At 69.4% G+C, this 22,436-nt stretch carries 27 protein-coding genes; 14 read left to right on the top strand and 13 right to left on the bottom strand.

The features are described from left to right. The first annotated feature begins 27 nt into the window (after positions 1-27). The gene (locus KIT86_RS01640; RefSeq protein WP_297394352.1) at positions 28-1,194 is read left to right on the top strand and encodes an ABC transporter substrate-binding protein; all 1,167 of its coding nucleotides are present in this window, start codon (positions 28-30) and stop codon (positions 1,192-1,194) included. 240 nt (positions 1,195-1,434) lie between these two features. Here the strand turns inward: KIT86_RS01640 and KIT86_RS01635 are convergent, their stop codons facing one another. Next, a complete protein-coding gene (locus tag KIT86_RS01635) occupies positions 1,435-2,025 on the bottom strand; it encodes a TetR/AcrR family transcriptional regulator (RefSeq protein WP_297394350.1) in 591 nt (196 codons plus the stop codon). Between the two features lie 127 nt (positions 2,026-2,152). On the opposite strand from KIT86_RS01635, the gene KIT86_RS01630 reads away from it, so the two are divergent. The 6 genes from KIT86_RS01630 (at position 2,153) to KIT86_RS01610 (ending at position 6,125) form a co-directional block, all read left to right on the top strand. Continuing rightward, entirely contained in the window at positions 2,153-3,313 is a 1,161-nt protein-coding gene (locus KIT86_RS01630) for an acyl-CoA dehydrogenase family protein (protein ID WP_297394348.1), read from the top strand. A 16-nt stretch (positions 3,314-3,329) separates the two neighbouring features. Continuing rightward, positions 3,330-3,821, top strand: coding sequence for a CoA transferase (locus KIT86_RS25210; protein ID WP_367185406.1), 492 nt, complete (start codon positions 3,330-3,332; stop codon positions 3,819-3,821). Continuing rightward, on the top strand, positions 3,772-4,497 hold the full coding sequence (locus tag KIT86_RS25205) for a CoA transferase (protein ID WP_367185405.1): 726 nt from the start codon (positions 3,772-3,774) through the stop codon (positions 4,495-4,497). Before KIT86_RS25210 ends, KIT86_RS25205 begins: the two co-directional genes overlap by 50 nt. Then, positions 4,481-5,068, top strand: a complete 588-nt coding sequence (locus KIT86_RS01620; RefSeq protein ID WP_297394346.1) for a DUF2889 domain-containing protein — start codon at positions 4,481-4,483, stop codon at positions 5,066-5,068. Before KIT86_RS25205 ends, KIT86_RS01620 begins: the two co-directional genes overlap by 17 nt. After that, positions 5,065-5,868: an enoyl-CoA hydratase-related protein gene (locus KIT86_RS01615; protein WP_297394345.1), complete on the top strand. Its 804-nt coding sequence runs from the start codon at positions 5,065-5,067 to the stop codon at positions 5,866-5,868. The genes KIT86_RS01620 and KIT86_RS01615 overlap by 4 nt, the downstream gene beginning before the upstream one ends. A 98-nt stretch (positions 5,869-5,966) precedes the next feature. Then, positions 5,967-6,125: a hypothetical protein gene (locus KIT86_RS01610; protein WP_297394343.1), complete on the top strand. Its 159-nt coding sequence runs from the start codon at positions 5,967-5,969 to the stop codon at positions 6,123-6,125. Positions 6,126-6,167: 42 nt separating this feature from the next. Here the strand turns inward: KIT86_RS01610 and KIT86_RS01605 are convergent, their stop codons facing one another. The 5 genes from KIT86_RS01605 to KIT86_RS01585 form a co-directional block, all read right to left on the bottom strand. Beyond that, positions 6,168-7,880, bottom strand: a complete 1,713-nt coding sequence (locus tag KIT86_RS01605) for a CocE/NonD family hydrolase (RefSeq protein ID WP_297394341.1) — start codon at positions 7,878-7,880, stop codon at positions 6,168-6,170. A 20-nt stretch (positions 7,881-7,900) separates the two neighbouring features. Continuing rightward, positions 7,901-8,881, bottom strand: coding sequence for a tripartite tricarboxylate transporter substrate binding protein (locus KIT86_RS01600; RefSeq protein ID WP_297394339.1), 981 nt, complete (start codon positions 8,879-8,881; stop codon positions 7,901-7,903). A gap of 70 nt (positions 8,882-8,951) precedes the next feature. Then, positions 8,952-9,938: a tripartite tricarboxylate transporter substrate binding protein gene (locus KIT86_RS01595; RefSeq protein WP_297394337.1), complete on the bottom strand. Its 987-nt coding sequence runs from the start codon at positions 9,936-9,938 to the stop codon at positions 8,952-8,954. A 39-nt stretch (positions 9,939-9,977) separates the two neighbouring features. After that, positions 9,978-10,814: a polysaccharide deacetylase family protein gene (locus tag KIT86_RS01590; RefSeq protein ID WP_297394335.1), complete on the bottom strand. Its 837-nt coding sequence runs from the start codon at positions 10,812-10,814 to the stop codon at positions 9,978-9,980. A gap of 11 nt (positions 10,815-10,825) precedes the next feature. After that, positions 10,826-11,683: a fumarylacetoacetate hydrolase family protein gene (locus KIT86_RS01585; protein WP_297394333.1), complete on the bottom strand. Its 858-nt coding sequence runs from the start codon at positions 11,681-11,683 to the stop codon at positions 10,826-10,828. 83 nt (positions 11,684-11,766) lie between these two features. On the opposite strand from KIT86_RS01585, the gene KIT86_RS01580 reads away from it, so the two are divergent. From KIT86_RS01580 to KIT86_RS01550, 7 genes are all read left to right on the top strand, one after another. Next, positions 11,767-12,462, top strand: a complete 696-nt coding sequence (locus tag KIT86_RS01580) for a GntR family transcriptional regulator (RefSeq protein ID WP_297394332.1) — start codon at positions 11,767-11,769, stop codon at positions 12,460-12,462. A 180-nt stretch (positions 12,463-12,642) separates the two neighbouring features. Then, on the top strand, positions 12,643-12,774 hold the full coding sequence (locus KIT86_RS01575) for a hypothetical protein (protein ID WP_297394330.1): 132 nt from the start codon (positions 12,643-12,645) through the stop codon (positions 12,772-12,774). 9 nt (positions 12,775-12,783) lie between these two features. Continuing rightward, complete coding sequence (locus tag KIT86_RS01570) at positions 12,784-13,782, top strand: DnaJ C-terminal domain-containing protein (RefSeq protein WP_297394329.1); 999 nt, start codon at positions 12,784-12,786, stop codon at positions 13,780-13,782. Further along, complete coding sequence (locus KIT86_RS01565; RefSeq protein ID WP_297394327.1) at positions 13,779-14,087, top strand: MerR family transcriptional regulator; 309 nt, start codon at positions 13,779-13,781, stop codon at positions 14,085-14,087. The genes KIT86_RS01570 and KIT86_RS01565 overlap by 4 nt, the downstream gene beginning before the upstream one ends. A gap of 63 nt (positions 14,088-14,150) precedes the next feature. After that, on the top strand, positions 14,151-14,387 hold the full coding sequence (locus KIT86_RS01560) for a hypothetical protein (protein WP_297394325.1): 237 nt from the start codon (positions 14,151-14,153) through the stop codon (positions 14,385-14,387). Between the two features lie 45 nt (positions 14,388-14,432). Next, positions 14,433-15,107, top strand: coding sequence for a response regulator (locus tag KIT86_RS01555; protein ID WP_297394323.1), 675 nt, complete (start codon positions 14,433-14,435; stop codon positions 15,105-15,107). Beyond that, positions 15,104-16,465 (top strand): sensor histidine kinase N-terminal domain-containing protein, encoded by a 1,362-nt coding sequence (locus KIT86_RS01550; protein WP_297394321.1) that lies wholly within the window; start codon positions 15,104-15,106, stop codon positions 16,463-16,465. Before KIT86_RS01555 ends, KIT86_RS01550 begins: the two co-directional genes overlap by 4 nt. Here KIT86_RS01550 and KIT86_RS01545 read toward each other — a convergent pair. From KIT86_RS01545 to KIT86_RS01515, 7 genes are all read right to left on the bottom strand, one after another. Continuing rightward, positions 16,452-17,114: a hypothetical protein gene (locus KIT86_RS01545; protein ID WP_297394319.1), complete on the bottom strand. Its 663-nt coding sequence runs from the start codon at positions 17,112-17,114 to the stop codon at positions 16,452-16,454. The genes KIT86_RS01550 and KIT86_RS01545 overlap by 14 nt on opposite strands. Continuing rightward, positions 17,104-17,940, bottom strand: a complete 837-nt coding sequence (locus KIT86_RS01540; RefSeq protein ID WP_297394317.1) for an SDR family oxidoreductase — start codon at positions 17,938-17,940, stop codon at positions 17,104-17,106. The genes KIT86_RS01545 and KIT86_RS01540 overlap by 11 nt, the downstream gene beginning before the upstream one ends. Continuing rightward, the gene (locus tag KIT86_RS01535) at positions 17,937-18,617 is read right to left on the bottom strand and encodes an iron-containing redox enzyme family protein (protein WP_297394315.1); all 681 of its coding nucleotides are present in this window, start codon (positions 18,615-18,617) and stop codon (positions 17,937-17,939) included. Before KIT86_RS01535 ends, KIT86_RS01540 begins: the two co-directional genes overlap by 4 nt. Then, positions 18,614-20,074 (bottom strand): AMP-binding protein, encoded by a 1,461-nt coding sequence (locus KIT86_RS01530; RefSeq protein ID WP_297394313.1) that lies wholly within the window; start codon positions 20,072-20,074, stop codon positions 18,614-18,616. Before KIT86_RS01530 ends, KIT86_RS01535 begins: the two co-directional genes overlap by 4 nt. Continuing rightward, entirely contained in the window at positions 20,071-20,685 is a 615-nt protein-coding gene (locus KIT86_RS01525; RefSeq protein ID WP_297394311.1) for a thermostable hemolysin, read from the bottom strand. The genes KIT86_RS01530 and KIT86_RS01525 overlap by 4 nt, the downstream gene beginning before the upstream one ends. A gap of 230 nt (positions 20,686-20,915) precedes the next feature. Continuing rightward, positions 20,916-21,908 carry a zinc-dependent alcohol dehydrogenase family protein gene (locus KIT86_RS01520; RefSeq protein WP_297394689.1) on the bottom strand — a complete coding sequence of 331 codons (993 nt, stop codon included), beginning with the start codon at positions 21,906-21,908 and terminating at the stop codon, positions 20,916-20,918. Positions 21,909-21,928: 20 nt separating this feature from the next. Beyond that, entirely contained in the window at positions 21,929-22,303 is a 375-nt protein-coding gene (locus KIT86_RS01515; RefSeq protein ID WP_297394310.1) for a hypothetical protein, read from the bottom strand. Between the last annotated feature and the right edge of the window lie 133 nt (positions 22,304-22,436).

Below are 22,436 nucleotides of genomic sequence, written 5' to 3'. Positions count from 1 at the left end.
CTCACCCCAACCACAGGAGACAACACCATGATGAAAAAGCACAGCCTCACCCGACTCGCGGCGCTCGCGCTGCTGACGGCCGGCACCTGCGCCAGCGCCCAGGCCCAGCAGCAGGGCGTGACCGACACCGAGATCGTGCTCGGCGACATCCTGCCGCTGACCGGCCCGCCCGCGCTGCTGGGCGTGGCGCACAACCTGGGCGTGAAGGCGGCCATCGCCGAAGCCAACGCCGCTGGCGGCATCCACGGCCGCAAGCTGCGCCTGATCTCCGAGGACGACGGCTATGTGCCCTCGCGCACCATCCAGGGTGTGCGCAAGCTCATCAACAGCGACAAGGTGTTTGCGCTGACCTCGGTCTCCGGCACGGCGCAGGCCCAGGCGGCGATGCCGCTGATCCAGCAGGCTGGCCTGCCGGCGATGGCGCCGATCACCACCTACGAAGGGCTGTACAAGCCCACCATCAAGAACGTGTTCGCGGTGGGCTACGACATGTCCAACGCGGTGGAGGAGTTGGCCGCCCGCATGGCCGACCGGTATCCGGGCAAGAAGTGGGCCCTGATCTCGCAGGACGACGACTACGGCGAGAACGTGCGCGAAGGTTTCGAGCGCGCGGCCAAGGCCAAGAAGCTGCAGGTGGTGTCGACCCAGATCTACAAGAAGGGCCAGACCGACTTCTCTTCGGAGATCCTGAAGGTGAAGCAGGCGGGTGCCGAGATTCTGCTGGCCGGCGGTGTGCTGGGCGAGAACGTGACGATGGTCAAGGAGCTGGAGCGCATCAACCACAAGATCCCGGTGGGGGTGACCTATGTGTCGCGCGTGCCGGCGAGTGCGAAGCTGATGGGGGCGGCGGCCGAGAACGTGTACACGGTGGACTACGTGTACCTGGAGAGCTCGCCGCAGGGCAAGGCGTTCACCGACAAGATCAGCAAGCACCTGAGCCCGGAGGAAATGGGCCGCGTGAACCGCTACACCTACACCGGCTACTCGGCCACGCGCGCGCTGTTCGATGCGATGGGGCGTTGCGGCAAGGCGCTGACCTGGGATTGCACGAATGCCGAGTTGGCCAAGGTGAACAACCTGGACACCGGTGCGATGACGCCGATCGGTTTCACGGCCACCAACCACCTGGCGGCGCCCAAGCTCTTTCTCTTGAAAGCGGATCCGGCGGCTTCGACGTACAAGGCTGTCGAGTAATTTCTCGCGGGCCAAGGCGTAACCTGAATTCACGTTGCGATCGAATCGGTCGCACTCTCGACGGGTGGTGGGGTCCGTGGGCGCAGGCGCCGATTCGCGGTTGCCACAGAAGCGGCTTGAAACAGCGGTGTTGATGAAGTGGTCTTGGCGTGCCCGGGAGCATGGCCGCGAGCAGCGCCGGAGAACGCGGGCCCCACCACCCGTCAGCGCGAGGTGCCAGCGCGAGGTCCCAGCGCAAGCCTACTTCTCGGCCATGAAGCCCAGCAGGAAGAGCCGCGTGATGCGCTCGCACAGCTCGTCGGACTTCATCGGGCCGCCGGGGCGGTACCAGTAGTCGGTCCAGTTCAGCATGCCCAGCAGCATCATCGCGTAGGGCTTGTAGACGCCGTCGGCCAGACCGGGGTTGACCTCGCGCAGCAGGTCGGCCACCTGGTCGGTCACCTTCTTCTCCAGCTGGCGCAGCGGCGTCTGCATCGCCTTGGGCAGAAACTTCACGTCGTTCATCGCGATGACGTGGCGCCGCCTCGATTGCGCCGACTTCTGCGCGTACGTCTGCACAAACGCGGCGAAGCGCTCCTTCACCGGCCGCTCGCCCGCCACCGCCTCATCCACGCTCGCGATCACCCGTTCCAGGTGCTCCGTCAGCATCGCGCTGAGCAGATCGTCCTTGGTCGGGAAGTAGTGGTACAGCATGGACTTGGTCGCGCCGCAGGCCTGCGCGATGTCCTGCATCTTGGCGTTGGGGTAACCCACCTTCGCAAAAAGCGCGGCGGCGCTGTCCATGATGGATTGGCTCTTGGCGTCGTAGTCGTCGGATCGCACGCGTGGCATGTCTGTTCCCTCTCAGAGGCCTGAGAGTGTACCCCGTTGAATTTCCCCGCCCGCCTCGCGCACAGGGCTTTAAATAACCCGACGTGTCGGACTATAATGCGGCCAGAACACTTTGGAGACCCTTCCCATGACCCTGCCGTACTTCAGCGAACCCGACATCGTCGACGAGGACCTGCGCATGGTGCGCGAGCAGTTGCGCCGCTATGTGGACGAGGTGATCGTTCCCAACGGCGACGCGTGGGAGGCCAGCGGCGAGATCCCGCGCCACGTCTTCACCGACCTGGGCGCCATGGGCTTCCTGGGCATGCGCCACCCGGTCGAGTACGGCGGCGGCGGGCTGGGGGCGCTGTCCTCGCTGGTGCTGGGCGAGGAGCTCTCGCGCTCCACCTACGGCGGCGTGGCCTCCGCGCTCACGGTGCACAGCGACATGTCGCTCTCGCACATCGCGCACCGGGGCACGCACGAGCAGAAACAGCGCTACCTGCCGGCGGCCTGCGCGGGCGAAAAGGTGGGCGTGATCTGCGTGACGGAGGCGCACGCCGGCTCCGACGTGGCCGGCCTGAAGACGCGCGCCGAACGCAACGACACCGGCTGGGTCATCAACGGCTCCAAGATGTTCATCACCAACGCGGTGTTCGGCGACATCTACATCGTCGCCGCGCGCACCGACCCGCACGCCAAGGGCAGCAAGGGCCTCTCGCTGTTCATCGTGGAAAAGGGCAACCCGGGCCTGAAGATCGCGCGCAAGCTGGACAAGCACGGCTGGCGCTCGTCGGACACCGCCGAGCTCTACCTGGAAGACCTGCACGTGCCGCACGACGCGCTGCTCGGCGAGGAGGGCAAGGGCTTCTACTACATCATGAGCACCTTCCAGAACGAGCGCCTGGTCATCGGCGCGCTCAGCTCGGGCACCGCCTCGCGCGCCATCGAGCTGACGGTGGAGTACGTCAAGCAGCGCCAGGCCTTTGGCAAGTCGCTGTGGGACCAGCAGGTGGTGCGCAACAAGCTGGCCTGGATGGCTTCGAAGACAGCGGCCGTGCGCTCGCTCACCTACCAGTGCGCGCAGATGATCGACGAGGGCAAGGACATCGTGCGCGAGGTCTCCATGCTCAAGTGCTTCGCCGCCGAGACCCTGCAGGAGGTGGTGCACACCTGCCTGCAGCTGCACGGCGGCACGGGCTACATGATCGGCACGCCGGTGGAGCGCATGGCGCGCGACGCGCGCATCCTCACCATCGGGGGCGGCGCCACCGAGGTGATGCTCGAAGAAGTCGCCAAGCGCATGTGACCGGGGGCAGGGCACCATGAGCGGACCTCTGCAAGGCGTCACCGTCATCGAACTCGCCGGCATCGGACCGGGCCCCTTCGCCGGCATGATGCTGGCCGACATGGGGGCCGAGGTGATCCGGGTCGACCGCATCTCCCCGCCCGGTGGCGGCAGCGCACTCGACGCGCTGATGCGCAACGACAGCGTGGTGGACCGCGGGCGCCGCTCCATCGCGCTCAACATGAAGGCCCCGGGCGCGGTGGAGACCGTGCTCGGGCTGGTGGAGCGCGCCGACATCCTGATCGAGGGCTTTCGCCCGGGGGTGACCGAGAAGCTGGGCGTCGGGCCCAAGGACTGCCTGGCGCGCAACCCGAGGCTGGTCTACGGCCGCATGACGGGCTGGGGCCAGACCGGGCCGCTGTCGCAGAGCGGCCGGCCACGATCTGAACTACATCGCGCTCTCGGGTGCGGTGCACGCCATGGGCCCGGCCGAGCGGCCGCCGGCCGTGCCGCTGAACCTGGTGGGTGACTACGGTGGTGGCGGCATGCTGCTCGCGCTGGGGGTGGTCGCCGCGCTCTACGAAGCCCAGCGCTCGGGCCAGGGCCAGGTGGTGGATGCCGCCATCGCCGACGGCGCGGCCGTGCTCATGGCCGCGCAGTACGGCCTGCAGGCCAAGGGCTTCTGGCACAACGAGCGCGAGAGCAACTTCCTCGACGGCTCGGCACACTTCTACGGCAACTACCTTTGTGCGGACGGGCGCTTCCTGTCCGTCGGCGCCATCGAACCCCAGTTCTACCGGCTCCTGCTGGAGAAGTGCGGTGTCACGGACCCGCATTTTGCGAAGCAATGGGAGCGCGCCGAGTGGCCCGCGCTGCGCGAGAAGCTGGCGGCGCTGTTTCTGCAGAAAAGCCGCGACGCCTGGTGCGAACTGCTCGAAGGCAGCGACGCCTGTGTGGCACCCGTGCTCAGCATGGCCGAGGCGCCCGCACACCCGCACAACCGGGCGCGCGGCATCTTCGTGGCGCAGGGCGGTGTGGTGCAACCCGCGCCCGCGCCGCGCTTCGACCGGACGCCCAGCGAGCTGCCGCCAGCCGCGCCCCCCATCGGCCGCGACAGCCGGGAGATCCTGCGCTGGCTCGGGCGCAGCGACGAGGCCATCGACGCGCTGGTGGCGGCCGGCGTGGTGCATGGCGCGCCCAGCTGAGATGGCCCACACCCCGCCACCCCCGGTGACGCGCCGCCAGGTGCACCTGCGGCGCATCCGCTGCGAAGGCTTCGAGCGCAGCGACGGGCTCTTCGACATCGTGGGCACGCTGATCGACACCAAGCCGTTCCCGATCGAGCTGGAAGAAAAGTCGCTGGCACAGGACCAGCCCATCCACCACATGACGCTGTGCCTGACCATCGACCGCGAGCGGCTGATCCACGGCGTGCAGGCGCACACCGTGGAGGGGCCGCACGCGGTTTGCGGCGCCATCGCCGAGAGCTATGGCCGCCTGGTCGGGCAGCGCATCCAGCCCGGCTTCATCCTGGTGGCCAAGCGCCTGTTCCGGGCCGAGCTGGGTTGCACCCACATGACCGAGCTGCTGCCGCCCATGGCCACCACCGCGTTCCAGATGCTGTGGAGCGGCGCGGACGACGTGACCGATCGCAACCCACCCGAGCACCGCCACTCGCCCCTGGGCGGCTGCCATGCGCTTAAGCGGGATGGCGAGTTCGTGCGGCTGCATTTCCCTGACCAGTACACCGGCCCGGCCGGAGGAGACCTGCCATGAGTGGCGCACCCGCGGTGCTGTTCGACGTGGCCGATGGCATCGCCACCCTGACCCTGAATGAGGCCGCTCAGATGAACCCGATCAGCCTGGGCATGCGGCAGGGCTGCCTTCAGGCGCTGGAACGGGTGCGCGAGGACACCTCGGTGCGCGCCCTCATCGTCACCGGCAGCGGCAAGGCCTTCTGCTCGGGGGCGAAGCTCTCGGACTTCGATCCCGAGCGGCTGGCCCATGGCAGCACCAGCGCGGGCCGCGCGATCGGCGACATGATGGCCGAGGCAGGCAACCCGCTGGTGGTGGGACTGCGCACGCTGCGCGTGCCGGTGGTCTGCGCCGTCAATGGTGCGGCAGCCGGCGGTGGCGTGGGCCTGGCGCTGGCGGCCGACATCGTGGTCGCGGCGCGCTCCGCGTTTTTCTACCTGCCGTTCGCCCCGGCGCTGGGCCTGGTGCCCGACCTCGGCGCGAGCTGGACGCTGCCGCGCGCCGTGGGCCGCGCCCGCGCGCTCGGACTGACGCTGCTGGGCAACCGGCTCGGCGCGCAGGAGGCGGCGCAATGGGGGCTGATCTGGGCTTGCGTGGACGACGCCGACTTGCCCGCCGAGAGCCTGCGGCTGGCGCAGCGGCTCGCCTGCCTGCCTGCCCACGCGGTGCACGAGGTGCGCGGGCTCTACGAGCAGTCCGGGCGCCACAGCTTCGAACAGCAGGTGGCCCTGGAGCGCGAGCGCCAGATGGCGCTGGCGGAGCGGCCTGCCTTCGCCGAAGGCGTGCGCGCCTTCCTGGAGAAGCGCGAACCCCGTTTCTGAGAGCGCAACGAGCAGAACAAAAAGGGGAGGGCAACCCCCGCGCTGAGACGGCCACCCTGGGGAGACCTGCATGAAGACAGCGGGATGCACTGCACCGCATGGGGCGACTTCCATGGCCTGAGCGCCTGCCGCGACCTGTTGAGCGCTTTCCAGATGACGGCGCGGTGCACGACCTGGGCCTGTGGCACCCGTACGAAACCGCGCAGCCCGACACCTTCGTCGGCATGTACCAGTTCGGGGTGCAGAAGCCCGTCTGAGCGCGGCCGTCGGTTGGCTTGCGCGCCCAGACTCGGGCCCCCTCAAACGGTGCGCGAGGGCACCAGGGGCATGAGCAGGTAGCTCGCCTTCTGACCACCCGTGTACACCGTGTTGTCACCCCCGAACACCTCGGCCGGGCGGTCCTCGGGGTGGTCGTGGCGCATGCGCCCTGGCGGCGCGACGATGAAGTCATGCCCTTGCAAGGTCAGCACCAGCCGCCACCCCTTGGGGAAGACCATGCTGGTGGGCCAGATCTCGACATCGAGGGCGACCGCCTGGCCTGGTGTGAGCTTCTCCACCTCGTCGTGCGTGTGCCATGGCCGATGGGGCTGGCTGCGTGCCGGATCGGTCTTGCGCCGCGACGCGCGCAGCCAGCCCTGCGCCATGGGCACCTGCTCGTGTGCACCGATGAAGGTCGCCTCCTTGCCCTCGGGGTCGAACACGCGCAGCACGGCAAACACATCCATGTCGCTGGTCGAGGAGGACACCCACAGCCGCAGGCTGGCCGGGCCGGTGAACTCCGTCTCGTGTTCAAAAGGCGCGGTCGAAAAGCTGACGCTGTCTTTCATCGCGCGGTAGCTTGCCGCGCCATCGGCGGCCGGTGGCTCGGCGCCCAGCTGGCCGGTGGGTGCGTCCAGGTAGAAGCGCGTCCACGCGGTGCGGGCCAGCGGCCACTCGTGCTCCTGGCGGATCGTGGCGGTGCCGTCGGGTCGGCGGATGGCCAACTGCACGCGCGGCTCGCGTTGCCAGCCGTTGTCCTCGCCGCGCAGGAAATGATTGAAGAACCGCTTCTGCAAGGCCACGTAGTGCGGCAGGTAGAAGCTCTCGTAATGGGTGCCGATGTGGGCGAACAGCCATTTCTGCGCCGAGCCCGCGTGCAGGAAGCCCTCCATGTTGCCCCGCAGGTGCATGCCGGGCCCACCCCAGTTGGCGGCCGAGAGCACGGGCACGTCGATGGCTTCGAGGCGGGGCGCGCGAGCGCGGTTCCAGGCGTCGTCCAGAGGATGCGCGAGCCGGTCGGCCGGGTGATCGGCGCGGTTGCCTTTGAGGATGTCTTCCGAAAGCGCTGGTCCGGTGGTGCGCTCGCCGGTGAGCCGGTCGCGGTGCGTGCTCTGGCCGCTGCCGAACTGGTTGGCCAGCACCTGGCGCGGCCACCAGGCAAAGGTGAAGCTGTTGCTGAAGATGCCGCCGTGGTGACCGCCATCGCGGTAGAAGTCGCTGGAGCCTTCCCACGGCACGATGGCGGCCAGGTGCGGCGGGCGCAACGCAGCCACCTGCCACTGCTTGATGGCCAGGTAGGACACGCCGATGAGGCCCACCTTGCCATTGGACCAATCTTGCACGCCGGCCCATTCGATCCATTCGTAGAAATCGCGCGTCTCCACCGGACCGAAAGGGTCCAGGTAGCCCTCGGATCGACCCGTGCCCCGCGAGTCCACCTGGATGACCACAAAGCCGTCGGGCACCCAGCGCTCCGGGTCCACGACTTCCCAACGCAGAAAACGGCCCGTGGAGCCCTGGCGGTCCAGGTCCGGATAAAGGGACTTGAGCACGTGCCACTGCGGAGTGAACGCGTCCTCGAAGTGCACGTCCTTGCCGTAGGCGCCCATGGCCATGACCACCGGGTAGCGTCCCGGCGCCTGCGGGCGAAAGACGTTGGCGCGCAGCACCACGCCGTCGGACATCGTCAGCGCCACGTCGCGCTCAAACACCAGGCCAGTGTCGAAAGTCGTGCTTGTGTGAGGGATGTTCATGTCGGTTGTTCTGCTGAGGGTCATTGCATCGGCACGTTGGCCAGTTTCACGATGCGCGCGAACTTTTCCATCTCTGCCTGGAAGAAGCGGGCGAATTCATCGGGGGTGCCGGTGACGGGCGCACTGTCCCAGGAGATCATCTTGTCCCGCACCTCGGGCGTCTGCATGGCCTTGTTGATCTCCTGAGAAAGGCGCTCGATGATCGGCCGGGGCGTTTTCCCCGGCGCGAACAGGCCCACCCATCCGCCGTTGTAGTCCATGCCCGGCACGCCGCTCTCGGCCATGGTGGGCACGTCGGGAAAGGCCGCAATGCGCTGGGCGCTGGTCACCGCCAGCGGCCGCACCTGCCCAGAGCGCACCGCCAGCGTGGCCGCCGTGGTGCTCAGGAAGCAGGCCGACACCTCGCCCGACAACACCGCATTGAGCGCCGGAGCCGCGCCCTTGTAAGGCACGTGCAGCATGTGCGTGCCTGCCGTGGCGTTGAGCAACTCGCCGGCCAGGTGCAAGGTGTTGCCGGTGCCGGGCGAACCGAACGACACCTTGCCATCGGGTTTGCGCGCCAGCGCGAGGAATTCCGCAAATGTCCGGGCGGGAAAGGCGGGGTTGACGACCAGGGTGAGCGCCGGCGCCACGCTGAACAGGCTCACCGGCGTGAAATCCTGGACGGTGTCGTAAGGCAACTTGCGGTAGATGCTGGGGTTGATGGCGTGCGAGCCCGTGGTCACCAGCAGGTTGTAGCCGTCGGGTGCGGCTTTCGCGATGGCTTCGCCCGCGATGATGCCGTTGGCGCCGACGCGGTTGTCGATCACCACGCCCTGGCCCAGCTGCCTGCCGAGCTGGACGGCGATCAGGCGCGCCATCAGATCAGGGCTGCCGCCGGCGGAGAAGGGCACCAGCATCCGGATGGGACGTTGGGGAAAATCGCCCTGCGCCCAGACGGGCAAGGCGTGGACGGCGCCCAGTGCGGCGAAGGTCCTGAGGCAATGTCTGCGGTTGTTCATGAGGGGTCTCCTGGGAGCTGGATGGGGCGTGCCGCTCGCGCGGTGGGCACCGCGCGAGCGCCAAGGGTGCTCAGTTGGGTTGGGCGCCGGTTTCTTTGACCACGCGGGCCCACTTCGCCAACTCCTTGTGCAGGTACTCGCGCGACTCGGCGACGCTGCCGCCCAGCGGTTCAAAGCCGGTGGCGGCCAGCCGGGCCAGGAAGTCGGGGTCCTGCTGCAGGCGCGCCACTTCGCGGTTGAGGCGCTGCAGGATCGCGTCGGGCGTCTTCGCAGGCGCGAACACGCCCACCCAGGTCACATCCTCGAAGCCGGGGAAACCCGATTCGGCCACGGTGGGCACGTCCGGCAGCGCGGCCGATCGCTTGGATCCGGTCACCACCAGACCCCGCACGCGGCCGGACTTGACCAGCTCGACGGCCGCCGGCAGCGCCACACTGGCCAACTGCGTCTGCGCGCCCATGATGGCGTTGAGCGCCGGCCCCGCGCCCTGGAACGGCACGTGGGTGACGGGCACCTTGCCCAGCACCTTGAACAGGTACTCGGCCGTCAGGTGAGGTGTGGTGCCCGCGCCGGCGGTGCCGTAGTTGTAGCTGCCGCCTTTGGCGTCTTCCATCACCTCCTTGAGGTTGCGCGGCTTGAGCGAGGGCGCGATCGCGATCAGGTTGGGGCTGGAGGCGACCAGGGAGGCCAGCGTCAGGTCCTTCTCGGCGTCGAAACCCAGGTTGCGCTGCATCGACGGGTTCACCGCGTAAGAGCTGGTGTTGATGAGCAGGGTGTAGCCATCGGGCTCCGCGCGCGCCACCACCGCCGAGGCCACGCTGCCGCCGGCGCCCGGGCGGTTGTCCACCACCACGCTCTGGCCGAACGCCTCGCCCAGCTTCTGGCCCAGCAGGCGGGCGATGATGTCGGCCGGCCCTGCGGGCGCGAACGCGACGACGAGGCGAACCGGCTTGGTGGGCCAGGGGGCCTTGGCGGCGGGCTGCTGGGCCAGACCGAGGGCCGGCAGGCCCAGCAGGGTGACCGCCAGCAGGGTCCTGGCAAGGGGTCGAGGTTGCATGGTTTGTCTCCTGTTGTTGTGATGGAAAGGGGCGCGCGCTCAGACCGTCTTCAACACATGGCGGGCCATTTCCTCGCGGGTGCAGATCCAGACGTCGCCTGCGGCCTTGACCCTGGCCATGATTTCGTCATAGACCCAGGCGCCCGAGGGCCGGCCCATGACGTGCGTGTGCGCCGTGACGTCCAGCATCAGCGGCACGGACTCGGCGCGCATCGCGGCGAAGGTGTCTTCGAAGGTGTCGAGCATGTGGCGCGGACCCTGGCCGTACCGGATGCAGGTGGGCAGGTCGTTCACGTCCATCGTCAGCGGGATGCCGACGATGCGCTGCCCGCCGAAATCCATCACATAGGGGCGGTCGTCGTCGTTCACGTCGCCGTGGTGCAGGTAGCCGGCCTCGGCCAGCAGGCGGGAGCTGATGGGGCTGCCGGTGCCGCGCGGGCTGATCCAGCCGGTGGGCGCGATGCCGGCCGTCCTGGTCAGCAGATCGTGGTTGCGCTGCAGGTTGGCGCGCTCGCCAGCCTCGTCGAAGTACACCGGGATCACGTCCATGCCCCACGAGTGGTTGATGACCTCGTGGCCCAGTTCGGCGAGCTTGCGCACCGTGGCCGGGTCGCGCTCGCAGATCACGCCGTTGACCATGATGCTGGTTTTCACACCGTGTTTTTCAGCGATGGCCAGCAGGCGGTGGATGCCGCGAGTGAGGCCGAAGGAGGCCCACGAATGCGCGTTGGTGTCGAAGAAGCCTGGCTTGAGCACATTGCCCATGGGGCCGATGCCAGGCGCCTGCCCGTCCGACCAAGCCTCGTAGGCGATGTTGAAAATCACGGCGAGCTGGTGGCCACCGGGCCAGCGGAAGTCGTCGGGCAATCGGGTCACGCGGGGTTCCATCAGTTCGTCTCCTGGGCAATGGGGTTGGACAGCAGGCCGACGCCGTCGATCTCGATCTCGATGCGGTCGCCGGGCTGCATCCACACGGGGGGCTTGCGCGCATAGCCGACGCCCGCTGGCGTGCCCATGGCGATCACGTCGCCAGGCTCGAGGGTGAGCACCTCCGAGAGCAGCACCAGTGCGTGCGCCACCGACACCACCATGTGGCTGGTGTTGTCGCTCTGCATCACACGGCCGTTCAGGCGCGATTCGATCTTCAGCCCGCTGGCTCCCGGTGGCAGGTCGGCCGCCGGCACCAGCCAGGGGCCGAACGCGCCGGTGCCGTCGAAGTTCTTGCCGATCGTCCATTGCGGCGTGCGGCGCTGGTAGTCGCGCAGCGTGCCATCGTTGAAGCACGCATAGCCGGCCACGGCCTGCAGCGCGTTGGCCTCGGTGAGGTGCCGCGCGCGCTGTCCGACCACCACGGCCAGTTCGGCTTCGAAATCCAGCTTGTCGGACACGCGGGGCCGCACCAGGGGTGCCTCGTGCGCGATCAGCGAGGTGGCGCCGCGCATGAAGAAGGCCGGGTACTCGGGCGCCGCATTGCCGCCCTCGGCCGCATGGGCGGCGTAGTTCAGGCCCAGGCAGATCACCTTGCCCGGCCGGGGCACGGGCGTGAGCCACTGGACGCTCGAGGCATCCAGGCGGGCGCCTCCTGCCAGCGCCGCCGCGCTGGCCCCACCCGCCAGCAGCGCCAGCCAGGCCGCGGGGTCCTCACCCGAGGGCGCGAGGCCCAGGTCGATGAGGTCGTCGCCCTGTTGGACGGCCCAATGGGCCGGCCCGCCGGGCTGCGTTGCAATGCGCGCAAACTTTGGCATGATGTCGATAAATCCTTTGAATCGGTGTTTTGTCGACAAAATTATGCGACCGTTGCTGTTGTCGATAATTAAGTGAAAACCCTATGCAGACTGAAACTTTGAGCGAGATGTCGACGCCCACGCTGGCCCGCACCACGTACGACCGGCTGCGGGCGGATGTGCTGTCCGGCCGGTGGCAACCGGGCCGCAAGCTGCTGATGCACGAGTTGCGCGAGCACTACCAGGTGGGTGCGAGTCCGTTGCGAGAAGCGCTCAACCGGCTGGCGAGCGAGGAATGGGTGGTGCACAGCGACCAGCGCGGCTTCAGCGTGGCGCAGGCCACGCAGGCGCAGCTGGACGACCTGGTGTCCACGCGCATCGCAGTCGAGTCGCTGGCGCTGGCGCAGGCGTTTGCGAAACGGACGCCGGCCTGGGAAGAGAAGATCGTGCTGGCCTTCCACCGCCTGTCGCGAACGCCGCGCTCGGTCGGGGAGGCCGACTACGAGGAGAACCCGGAATGGGAGCGGCTTCACCGGGCGTTCCACCTGGCCCTGCTCGAGGGGTGTGGATCGCCGTTGCTGCTGGGTTTCTGCGAGCAGCTGTACGACCAGGCCTACCGCTACCGGCAGCTCGCGGCGCGCAAGGCCTACAAGCGCCGCAACGAACTCGATGAGCACCGCGCCATGTTCGACGCGGTCATGGGCTCACAGCTGGAAGCGGCGCAGCGCCTCATGGCCGAACACTACCGGCGCACGGCGGGCATCTTCTTCGAGGCCGGCGCCACGCGCGCATCGTCCTGAGTCCGCGCCGCACCCGATCGCCCTACGGCTGGCCATGAACGCCGGGCACGCTGGCGGCCTCATGGCATTGCCCGGAACTTGACGCAGATCAATCGGACCGGGGGAGGCCGGCGTCAAGCTGGCGCCCTGTGCCCACCGCGCCGAGCCGGATGCGCGAGGCGCGGTTTCAGGAGGGCAGGCATGAGTGTCGAGACCGATGCAGGCGACCCCCTTGGGGTGCGCGCCAGGCCGGATGCCGATCGGTGCAACCGGCTTCGCAGCATGGTCAGGCGGGAGGACGACCGGCTGCTGCCAGACTTCGTGGTGGCGTGAAGGGCGAAGATGGAGTTCAAGGACTACTACAAGGTGCTGGGCGTGCCGCGCGACGCCAGCGCCAGCGACATCAAGAAGGCCTACCGCCGGCTGGCGCGCAAATACCATCCGGACGTGAGCAAGGCAGCGGACGCGGCCGAGCGCATGAGCGAGATCAACGAGGCCAACGCGGTGCTCTGCGACGTGGAGAAGCGAGCCGCCTACGACGCGATTGGCCAGGGCCGGCAGGCGGGCGAGCGCTTCACGCCGCCACCGGGGTGGGACGAAGGGTTCGAGTTCAGCGGCGCCGGCTCGCCGCTGGACGAGGGCGATCACAGCGCCTTCTTCGAGGAACTGTTCGGGCGGATGGGGCGCCAGACGCGGCCGCCGCCTCGGGGGCGGGCAGGCGACGGCGCGCACCGTGCGCGTGGCGAAGACCACCATGCCGCGATCCTGCTCGACATCGAAGACGCCTGGCAGGGCGCGCGGCGCCAGATCTCCCTCAAGTCTCCCCGCCTCGATGCCGAGGGTCGCGCGCACCTGGTGGAGCGCACCCTGGAGGTCACGATCCCGCCGGGCGTGAAGGCCGGGCAGCTGATCCGGCTGGCGGGACAAGGCTCGCCGGGGTGGGGCGGCGGCGCGGCGGGCGATCTGCTGCTGGAGGTGCACTTCCGCCCGCATCCCCGCTTCCAGCTGGAGGGGGCCGATCTGCTCATGGCGCTGCCGCTGGCGCCCTGGGAAGCGGCCCTGGGTGCGGTGGTGCCGGTGAGTCTGCCCGGTGGCCGCAGCCTGAAGGTGCGCGTGCCGGCGGGCACGCAGAGCGGCCAGGTGATCACGGTGCGCGGTCGCGGCCTGCCGGCCCGACAACCCGGCGACCTGGACCTGCGCGTGGAGGTGATCCTGCCCAGCGCCCATGACCCCCGGGCCAGGGCGCTCTACGAGCAGATGGCCCGCGCCCTGCCGGAGTTCGACGCGAGAAAGCAGCACGCCGCGGCTGAGGATGCGGCGGTGAGCGAAGGTGCGCGATGAGAGACCCCCTGGACCCCTTGCACGCGGCGCTGGACGACGTCTGGTTCGACCTCGCGGAACTCTGCCGCCTGGCCGGCGTGACCGAACCCTGGGTGCGCCAGCGCCTGGCGGATGGTTTGCTCAAGCCCGCCGACAGCCCGGCCCGGGAGGTGTCGCACTTCGATGTCCATGACCTGCGCCGGGCCCGGCGCATGGCCAGCCTGGAGCGCGACTTCGATGCCGTGCCGGAGCTGGCGTCGCTGGTGATCGATCTGGAACAGGAACTCGCCCGCGTGCGCGCCCGGCTGCGGCGCCTGGGTGGATGAACGGCCGCAGCGCCGCGCACGGCTTAAGGCGGCGCCAATCTGCGCCTGCGACCATCGGTGCCGATGAACGATCTGTCCCCCCGCGCGAAGGCGCACCCAACCAGCCAGGCGGCGGCACCGCTGCGCCGCGGCTTGTCGCTCGCTGGCGCGGGGTTGGCCATCGGGATCGCCGTGCTGCTGGTCCTGGGTGTCGACTGCGCGGTCTATCTGGCCTTCTCGGGTGAGCCGCCGTCGCTGGCCGTGCTGTGGCAGCAGGCCTCCCGGTGGCTCTGCGGACTGCTGCGCACCTGCTCCGCATAATGGGAGCCGGTCCGACGACCGGTGCGGACAGGGGGTGAACCGTTCATGCGTGTGCTTTTCGTGGAAGACGACGTCCTGCTGGGGCAGGCCCTGGCGGCGGGCTTGCGCCAGCTCGGTCATGCCGCCGATTGGTTCACCAATGGCAAGGACGCCGACGGCGCGCTGCTGGCCGCCCCTTATGACGCCCTGGTGCTGGACCTGGGCCTGCCCGGCGGCGACGGCCTGGTCTGGCTGCGGCGCTGGCGCGATCGCGGCCTTGCGCTGCCCGTGCTGGTGCTCACCGCGCGCGACGGCATCGACCAGCGCATCGCCGGCCTGGACTCCGGCGCAGACGATTACCTGCTCAAGCCCATCACGATCGACGAACTGGCCGCGCGCCTGCGCGCCTTGCTGCGCCGCGCATCGGGCCGCTCGCAGCCGACCTGGCGGCACGGGGACCTCGAATACGACCCGGCCAGCAAGCTGGTGCGCTGGCGGGGGCAGGGCGTGGAGCTCACCGCGCGCGAGCTGGCGCTGCTCGAAGCCCTGATGCTGGACCCGCAGCGTGTGCTGTCCAAATCGCTGCTGCGCGAGAAACTCTACGACTGGAGCGAGGCCGAACCCGAGGGCAATTCGCTCGAGGTGCACATCCATCACTTGCGCCGCAAGATCGACCCCGGCATTGTCCGCACCGTGCGCGGCGTGGGCTATGCGCTGGGCACACCGGAGGCGGCGCCATGAGCCTGCAACGCCGCCTGATGGTGTACTTGCTGGTCTGCGCGCCCCTGGTCTGGGCGGCCGCCGTGTGGATGTCGGTGAACCGCTCGCGCCACGAGGTCAATGAGCTGTACGACACCGAATTGATCCGGCTGGCCCGGCAGATCCAGGCCACCATGTTGCCTTCGCTGCCGCTGCAGGGCGGGGCGAACCTGCCCCCGCTGCCGCAGGCCGGCCAGGCCGACAGCGGTGAAGGCGACGTGCGCGATCTGGCCGTGGCCGTGTGGGATCGCGAGGGACAGATCGTGCTGGCAGACCGCGAAGGCGGCAGCCTGCCGTTTCGCGCCCATGCCGTCGGCTTCGTGGATGACGTGGTGGACGGCCAGCCCTGGCGCATCTACTACCTTCAGTCCACCTCCGGCCAATGGCTGGTGGCCGTGGGCCAGGGGGCCTACGAGCGCGACGAGGTGGTGTTCGCGCTGGTCGCCAGCCAGGTCCTGCCCTGGCTGCTGGTGCTGCCGCTGCTGCTCCTGGCCATGGCCTGGGCGGTGCGCCGTGCGCTGGCTCCGATTCATGCGCTCACGGGCGACCTGCACACCCGCGACGGTGGCGACCTCGCCCCGCTGCCCGATGCGCGCGCGCCGGCCGAACTCAAACCCCTGCTGGGCGCGATGAACAGCCTGTTCGCGCGCATCGACAGCCTCTTGACGCGCGAGCGGCGCTTCACCGCCGACGCAGCGCACGAACTGCGCACGCCGCTGGCGGTGCTGCGCGCACAGTGGGACGTGGTCAAGCGCTCCACCAGCGACCAGGAGCGCAGGCTGGCCGAGCAGCAGATGGACGCCGGCCTCACGCGCATGGACCGGCTGGTGACGCAGATGCTGGCGCTGTCGCGCGCCGAAACGGCCACGGCCGAACTCCTCAGCACGGAGATCGACTGGCCCCCGATCGTCGAACAGGTCATGAGCGACTGCCTGGAGCTGGCCGACCGCCGCCGCATCGAACTGGCCTGTGAATGGCCGGCGTCGAACAGGCCGCCCTTGCCGCTGATCGGCAACACCCACCTGATGACGGTGCTGTTGCGCAACCTGCTCGACAACGCGGCGTGCTACGCTCCGCCGGGCAGCACCGTGCTGCTGCGCATGGGCAGCACGCAGATGGAGGTGGAAAACGCCGGTGGCCCGCTCTCGGCGGAGCAACTGGCCGGCCTGGGCCAGCGCTTCCACCGGCCGCCGGGGCAGGAGGAAGGCGGCAGCGGGCTGGGCGTGTCGATCGCGCAGCGCATCGCGGCGCTGCATGGCCTGGAGATCGTGTACGACGCCGGGGCGCACGGCGACGCGGTGCGCGCCACCGTGCGCTTTGCGCGCGTCACTTCTCCTTGATCTTGTCGAGCAGCTGGCGCGCTTCCTCGCGCCGGCCCGTGTCCGCCACCTGGCGCCCCGCGCGCGGCGGCGCCTGCAGGGCCCGCTCCAGGTAGACGGCCGCTTTCTCCGGCTGCTTGGTCTCGACGAGGTATTCCCCGTAGAAGAAGTTGGGGTCGATGCCCTTGGGGTTGATGGACAGCGCCTTCTGCAGCAGTTCGCCCGCCTTGGCCTTGTCGCCAAAGGCCATGGGCCAGCCGGGCACCTTGTAGTAGAGCACCCCCAGGCTGTTGTAGGCCGAGCCCTCCAGCGCGTTGCCGTCGATCTGGATCGCCGCTTCGTAGAGCGCCTTGGCCTGCTTGACCAGGCCCAACGCGCCGAGCCCGCCTTTTTCGCCCGCGTGGGAGCTCACGATGATGCCTTCCCACACCAGCGGCTCGCTGCGGCCGGGGAAGGACTCGCTGACCTTGTGCGCCTTGGCGGCCAGCGCCTCGAAGCGCTTCTCGCGCTCGCCCGAGGCCGTCTGGTAACGGATGACTTCCCAGTCGCGCTGCAGGTCGGCGACGGCGTCATCGACCGGGGCGGCCTGCGCCATCAGGGGAGCGGCGCCGGCAGCGGCCAGCAGGGCGGCGCAGGCTGCGCGCAGGAAGGTGTGTCGGTCAATTCGCATTTTTCATTTCCTCACGGGTGGACTGGATGGGGGTTTTCAAGCGGATGGGCAGGCTGGCACGGTGCTTCTCGAAGGCACCGTCCAGCAGGGATGGCATGAGGCCGTTGAGGCGCACGCCCAGCTTTTCCGGAAAACCGAGAAAGCGCTCGGCCGTGCCGGCCTCGAGCATGCGCAGCAGCGCCTGCGCCACCACCTCGGGTGGGTCCATCGCCGTACCGGTCGCCTGGTTGTAGTCGGCGACCTCGGCGGTGTTGAAACCCGTGCGCGTGCTTCGCGGCCCCAGGTACTGCACGCGCACCGAGGTGTCGGCCAGTTCTCGGCGCAGCGCCTGCGCGAAACCTCGCAAGCCGAATTTGCTGGCGCAGTAGACGCTAAAGCCGGGCAAGCCCATCGCGCCCAGGACGGAGCCCACGCAGATGACCTGTGCGCGGGGAAGGCTTCGAAGATGGGGCAGGAGGGCCTGCGTGAGCGCCATCGGTGCGAGCAGGTTGGTGTGGAGGATCCGCGACATCCGATCGGGCGCCGAGGCCTCGAACCGGCCGAACTCCGCGACGCCGGCGCAGTGGATGACCACATTGCACCCCCACTCGGTCGCCTGCCTGGCCAGCAAGGCGATGGAGTCCATGCGCTGCAGGTCCACTTCGTGCCAGTCCACTTTCGCCGTCGGCAGGCGCTGCTGGAGTGCGCGCGCCTGGGCGGACAGCCGCGCGGGCGAGCGGCCCGTCAGCAGCAGCGGCGCGCCCGCCTGCGCAAGGGCGAGCGCGACGGCCTGCCCGATGCCACCGTTGGCGCCAGTGAGCAGGACGCGGGCTTGCGAGGCCTTCATGCCGCGACCCCCTCGGCCGCCTTGTGCACCTTCGGCAGCGGCAGCCCACGGAACACATCGCCGTACAGGCGGAAGAAGACGCGCGCCGCGTGAACGATGTCGGCCTGGTCCGTGGGATCGGTGATCTGGTCCATCAGCAACTGGAAGTGCTGCACATGTTCCTGGTCCAGCGTGCCATGCGAGCGCAGGTAGCTGAAGGCGGCATCGGGCAGGGCCAGCGGCTTCTGGATCTGGTCGGCCGCCAGCAGCGCCAGCGACACGCTGGTGCCCTCCAGCACATGAACCATGCCGAAAAAGCCCAGCGGATTGCGCCGCGCGATGGTGTCGTAGGCATAGGCCACCATCACCTCGGTGGCGATGCCGGGGCGGCTGTGGCGCACGTCGCTGGTGTCGCCGCAGGCGCGGACGTCGTCCAGGATCCACTCATCGTGGCCGCGCTCTTCCTCGATGTACTCGTCCAGCGCCGGGGCGAGCCATTCGCGTCCCGCCGGAATGCGCGCGCGAAACGCCTGCATCAACGGCACGGTGTGGCTGACGTGGTGGTAAGCCTCGCGAAGGAAGGCGACGTAGCTGGGCAGCGACACCTCGCCGCGCAGGCAGCCCTGGATGATGGGGGCGGACAGCAGCGACATGCGGTCGTGTTCGGTCTGCGCCAGCAGTTGTGCGTAAAAGCTCATGAATGCTCCGTGGAGGGGGTGAAAGAGGGAATCTCGTCGGTCAGGGCGTCGGCGTGCGCCTGGAAGATGGCGGCGCGCTGAGGCCGGCCGTTGGCCGTGGCCATGCCGGATGCGGCGTCGAAGGCGCGCCGGGCGCGCACCCACCGGTGCACGCGGGCGTAGTCGGGCAGCCGGGCGTTGGCCGCGTCCACCGCCGCCTGCAGCGCCGCATCGGGCAACTGGGCGTTCAGGGGCCAGAGCACGGCACTGAGCGTGGGCTGGTCGTCGCCGAACACCACGGCCACGGCGATGCCGGCCTCTTGCAGGGCGCCTTCGACCCATTCGGGCGAAACGTTGCGCCCGAAGGAGGTGATCAGCACGTTCTTGCGCCGGCCGTGCACGTGCAGGAAGCCGTTCTCGTCGATCGAGCCGAGGTCGCCGCTGGGCCACCATTCAGGCACCGGGCGCGGGTCGCCCAGGTAGCCTGCGAAGAGGCTGCCGGCGACTTCCACTTCCCCTTCGCTGCTGATGCGCAACCGCGCATGGGGCAGGGCCCGCCCGGCGCTGCCGGCAAGGTCCGCCCCGGGCAGGTTGAGCGTCTGCACGGAGGCGCCTTCGGACAGACCGTAGCCTTCGTGGGCCGGAATGCCCAGGGCACGGCTGGCCGCCACCAGGCCCGCGCCCACGGACGCGCCACCCACGGCGACGAAGCGCAGTCCTTGCGGTGCGCGCTGCCGCGTGGCGGCGAGGTAGCCCACCCACATGCGCAGCATCTGCGGCAGCAGGATCAGGCTGTCGGGGCGAAAGCGCAACACGGCTGCGTGGAACTCGGCGGCATCGAAGCTGGACGAGCCGGTCAGCCCGACTTGCGACAGCGGCACCACGATGCAGGTGGTGCCGTTCATCAACGGCGCGCTCAGCCCCGCGATGTTTTCCAGCAGCACCGCGAACGGCAGCACGCACAGGTGGCGCTGGATGCGCAGCGGCGCCAGGGCCTCGACCACGCCGCGCGACACGCCTTCGATGGTCGATGCACGCAGGCAAACGCCCTTGGGCATGCCGGTCGTGCCCGAGGTGAAGGTGATCTTGGCCGTGCCCTCGGGCATGGGCACGGCCCGGGCTGGCAGGCGCCACAGGGCCAGCGCCTGGCCGGTCACGGTGCTCGGTGTTGCCGAGCCCTGCGGCCACGGCGCCATGGCGGGCATGAGCATGGCATCGGCGCCCGTCGCCTGCAGCGCATGGGTGATCTGCTCGCGGGTGAAAAACACCGGCAGGGGGACGTGGACGATGCCGGCGCGCTCGGCGGCGCGGTCGGCCACCACCCAGGCCACCGAGTTGTCCAGCAGGGTGGCCAGCACCTTCACGCCCTGCGCGCGCAGCACGCTGGTGAAGTCGGCGATGGACAGCTCCAGCTCGGCGGCGCTCCAGGTGCGGGTGCCATCGTCCAGCACGGCGGGGCTCTGCAGCACGGTGGTCATTGCAGGGTCCCCCCATGGCGGGTCGACAGACGCCGCATCGCCTGGGGCAGGTGCCCTGCCAGCACCAGGGGGCTGTGCTCGTAGTAGCTTCCCCAATGCACGGCCTCGTCGCCCAGGGCGGCAGGGTCGGCAACGCCCAGGGTCAGCGGGGTCACCCCGATGCGAAGAAAGAGCAGGCGCAGCTCGTGGGTCAAGGTGCTCACGACCCACTGGAAGTCGTGCTGGGCGAGGTGCACGCCCAGCATCAGGATGAGGCGGCGCCCCTCGCCCGCGCGCGAGGCCGCCAGATGGCCGACCTCGACGATGGTGTGCCGAGCCGGGACGGCCCCATGACCCGAGGCGAGCAGGGTCTCCACCGGCGCGTCGAGGTAGCGCTCAAGGAACAGGGGTGACTTGTGCGCCTGGCGGTAGCCGGCGGCCGCGACGATGCCCGTGGCATCGCGCAGGTAGGCAAGCACCGGTGCGAAGTGGCGGACCTGCGCGCCGTAGCGGCGGGCGTACACGTCGTGGATGAAGGACTCCACCTCGGCCCGGTCGGGATCGTTCTCCCGGCAGATGCTCAAGCGGGGCGGCGTGGCCACCGTGGGTGGCGATTCAGGGTCTGCGGACATGCTGGGCGAAGCCATTGGCATAAAAACTCCTCTGAGGAGCCGCCATGGTGCGCGCCCAAAATTTGCGCCAGATTAAGCCGGTGGCTTCATCGGTGGCGTGCCGATCCCGATGCGGCCGGCGCGCGTTCGTGGTCGGCGCCCAGCAGGCCGAAGTGATCCAGGAACCGGTTGAGCGGGGCAGGAATGCGGATGCAACAGCAGCCGAACCCCGCCGCGCCGCCGGCCGTGCCTCACGGCTCCAGCACCGCTGCACCCTGGAGGCGGCCGGCCCGCAGGTCGTCCAGCGCCTCGTTGGCGCGCTCCAGGGGGTAGTGGGAGACCGCGACCTGCAGGGGATGCGCCGCGGCAAATGCCAGGAAGCCGGCGGCGTCGGCGCGCGTGAGGTGGGCCACCGACAGCAGCTGCCGTTCTTCCCATAGCCAGGCGTAGGGGAAGGCCGGGATGTCGCTCATGTGGATGCCGCCGCACACGACGCGCCCGCCCTTGCGCACCGCGCGCAGGGCCAGCGGCACCAGGGCGCCCACGGGCGCAAAGATGATCGCCGCATCCAGTGCAACGGGCGCAGGTTCGTCCGAGCCGCCTGCCCAGACCGCACCGAGCGCCAGGGCGAAGGCCTGGGCCTGGGCATCGCCGGGGCGGGTGAAGCCGTAGACCTGGCGGCCCTGGTGCCGCGCCACCTGGCCCACCAGGTGTGCCGCAGCGCCGAAGCCATACAGCCCGATCGTGCGCGCCTCCTCGCCGGCCAGGCGAAGCGCGCGCCAGCCGATCGAGCCCGCGCACAGGAGCGGCGCCAGCTGCGCCGCATCGCCCTGCAGGGCTTGTGGCAGCGCAAGGCAGAACGCGGCTTCGGCGACCACGTGCGTGGCGAAGCCACCGTCTCTGCCATGGCCGGTGAACACCGGGTGGTCACACAGGTTCTCGCGTTGCGTGAGACAGAAATCGCAATGCCCGCAGACATGGCCCAGCCAGGGGACGCCCACGCGGTCGCCCTGGCGCAGCGTGTGCACGTCGCGGCCCAGCGCCTCGACGATGCCGACGATCTCATGGCCGGGGACCAGGGGCAGGCGGGGCACCGCCAATTCGGCATCGACGATGTGCAGATCGGTTCGGCACACCGCGCAGGCCAGGACGCGCAGGCGCACTTCCGTCGGCCCCGGCGATGGAACCGGCCGCTGCTGCAGGCGCAGGGGCGAGCCCGCCTGCTCCAGGACCATGGCGCGCATCATGGCCGGCGGCAATGAGTTCAGGGGCCGGTGGCCAGGCCCATGGCGGCCTGGTGCTGCCGGTGGCGAGCCAGCGCCACCAGCTGCGCCGAGGTCGGGTGGTCCACGATCTCCCAGCCGCTGATGCGCGGCGCCAGGGCCGGCCGGTGCTTCTCGATGAAGTGGCGCAGATCGGCCTGGATCTTGTGGGCGCCGGTCAGGAGGATGGAATCCAGGCCGGCCACGGCATCGCAGACCTCGGCGAAGAACTCGTGTTCGGTCCGCACGGTGCTGCGGTGCTGGCGGGTGGGGTGAGCGTGCGCCCGAAGGTGGCGCTCGCGCATGTTTTCGCGATCGAATTCGATGACATGGGCGGTGTGGTGATCCATCCAGATCACGGCATGGAGGAAGCTCATGGGGGGCTCCAGTGGCGGCGAATCGGCGCCGCAGGGTGGGGTCGAAGGAGGGTGGGTGGCACGTCGATCACCTTATGGCACAGGTGGGCCCCGCGGGTTGATGCAACGCAAGCCTGGCGCACCGGGGCGTTCC

Origin of the sequence: Hydrogenophaga sp., assembly GCF_026125825.1 — a bacterium.
Lineage (GTDB): Bacteria > Pseudomonadota > Gammaproteobacteria > Burkholderiales > Burkholderiaceae_C > Hydrogenophaga.
This window is presented reverse-complemented; position numbering and strand designations above follow the sequence as displayed.

What these genes read in the sequence shown, in the direction of transcription:
- KIT86_RS01640 (WP_297394352.1), top strand. Translation starts at nt 28, where the DNA reads ATGATGAAAAAGCACAGCCTCACCCGACTCGCGGCGCTCGCGCTGCTG.
- KIT86_RS01635 (WP_297394350.1), bottom strand. Translation starts at nt 2,025, where the DNA reads ATGCCACGCGTGCGATCCGACGACTACGACGCCAAGAGCCAATCCATC.
- KIT86_RS01630 (WP_297394348.1), top strand. Translation starts at nt 2,153, where the DNA reads ATGACCCTGCCGTACTTCAGCGAACCCGACATCGTCGACGAGGACCTG.
- KIT86_RS25210 (WP_367185406.1), top strand. Translation starts at nt 3,330, where the DNA reads ATGAGCGGACCTCTGCAAGGCGTCACCGTCATCGAACTCGCCGGCATC.
- KIT86_RS25205 (WP_367185405.1), top strand. Translation starts at nt 3,772, where the DNA reads ATGGGCCCGGCCGAGCGGCCGCCGGCCGTGCCGCTGAACCTGGTGGGT.
- KIT86_RS01620 (WP_297394346.1), top strand. Translation starts at nt 4,481, where the DNA reads ATGGCGCGCCCAGCTGAGATGGCCCACACCCCGCCACCCCCGGTGACG.
- KIT86_RS01615 (WP_297394345.1), top strand. Translation starts at nt 5,065, where the DNA reads ATGAGTGGCGCACCCGCGGTGCTGTTCGACGTGGCCGATGGCATCGCC.
- KIT86_RS01610 (WP_297394343.1), top strand. Translation starts at nt 5,967, where the DNA reads ATGGGGCGACTTCCATGGCCTGAGCGCCTGCCGCGACCTGTTGAGCGC.
- KIT86_RS01605 (WP_297394341.1), bottom strand. Translation starts at nt 7,880, where the DNA reads ATGAACATCCCTCACACAAGCACGACTTTCGACACTGGCCTGGTGTTT.
- KIT86_RS01600 (WP_297394339.1), bottom strand. Translation starts at nt 8,881, where the DNA reads ATGAACAACCGCAGACATTGCCTCAGGACCTTCGCCGCACTGGGCGCC.
- KIT86_RS01595 (WP_297394337.1), bottom strand. Translation starts at nt 9,938, where the DNA reads ATGCAACCTCGACCCCTTGCCAGGACCCTGCTGGCGGTCACCCTGCTG.
- KIT86_RS01585 (WP_297394333.1), bottom strand. Translation starts at nt 11,683, where the DNA reads ATGCCAAAGTTTGCGCGCATTGCAACGCAGCCCGGCGGGCCGGCCCAT.
- KIT86_RS01580 (WP_297394332.1), top strand. Translation starts at nt 11,767, where the DNA reads ATGCAGACTGAAACTTTGAGCGAGATGTCGACGCCCACGCTGGCCCGC.
- KIT86_RS01575 (WP_297394330.1), top strand. Translation starts at nt 12,643, where the DNA reads ATGAGTGTCGAGACCGATGCAGGCGACCCCCTTGGGGTGCGCGCCAGG.
- KIT86_RS01570 (WP_297394329.1), top strand. Translation starts at nt 12,784, where the DNA reads ATGGAGTTCAAGGACTACTACAAGGTGCTGGGCGTGCCGCGCGACGCC.
- KIT86_RS01565 (WP_297394327.1), top strand. Translation starts at nt 13,779, where the DNA reads ATGAGAGACCCCCTGGACCCCTTGCACGCGGCGCTGGACGACGTCTGG.
- KIT86_RS01560 (WP_297394325.1), top strand. Translation starts at nt 14,151, where the DNA reads ATGAACGATCTGTCCCCCCGCGCGAAGGCGCACCCAACCAGCCAGGCG.
- KIT86_RS01555 (WP_297394323.1), top strand. Translation starts at nt 14,433, where the DNA reads ATGCGTGTGCTTTTCGTGGAAGACGACGTCCTGCTGGGGCAGGCCCTG.
- KIT86_RS01550 (WP_297394321.1), top strand. Translation starts at nt 15,104, where the DNA reads ATGAGCCTGCAACGCCGCCTGATGGTGTACTTGCTGGTCTGCGCGCCC.
- KIT86_RS01545 (WP_297394319.1), bottom strand. Translation starts at nt 17,114, where the DNA reads ATGCGAATTGACCGACACACCTTCCTGCGCGCAGCCTGCGCCGCCCTG.
- KIT86_RS01540 (WP_297394317.1), bottom strand. Translation starts at nt 17,940, where the DNA reads ATGAAGGCCTCGCAAGCCCGCGTCCTGCTCACTGGCGCCAACGGTGGC.
- KIT86_RS01535 (WP_297394315.1), bottom strand. Translation starts at nt 18,617, where the DNA reads ATGAGCTTTTACGCACAACTGCTGGCGCAGACCGAACACGACCGCATG.
- KIT86_RS01530 (WP_297394313.1), bottom strand. Translation starts at nt 20,074, where the DNA reads ATGACCACCGTGCTGCAGAGCCCCGCCGTGCTGGACGATGGCACCCGC.
- KIT86_RS01525 (WP_297394311.1), bottom strand. Translation starts at nt 20,685, where the DNA reads ATGTCCGCAGACCCTGAATCGCCACCCACGGTGGCCACGCCGCCCCGC.
- KIT86_RS01520 (WP_297394689.1), bottom strand. Translation starts at nt 21,908, where the DNA reads ATGCGCGCCATGGTCCTGGAGCAGGCGGGCTCGCCCCTGCGCCTGCAG.
- KIT86_RS01515 (WP_297394310.1), bottom strand. Translation starts at nt 22,303, where the DNA reads ATGAGCTTCCTCCATGCCGTGATCTGGATGGATCACCACACCGCCCAT.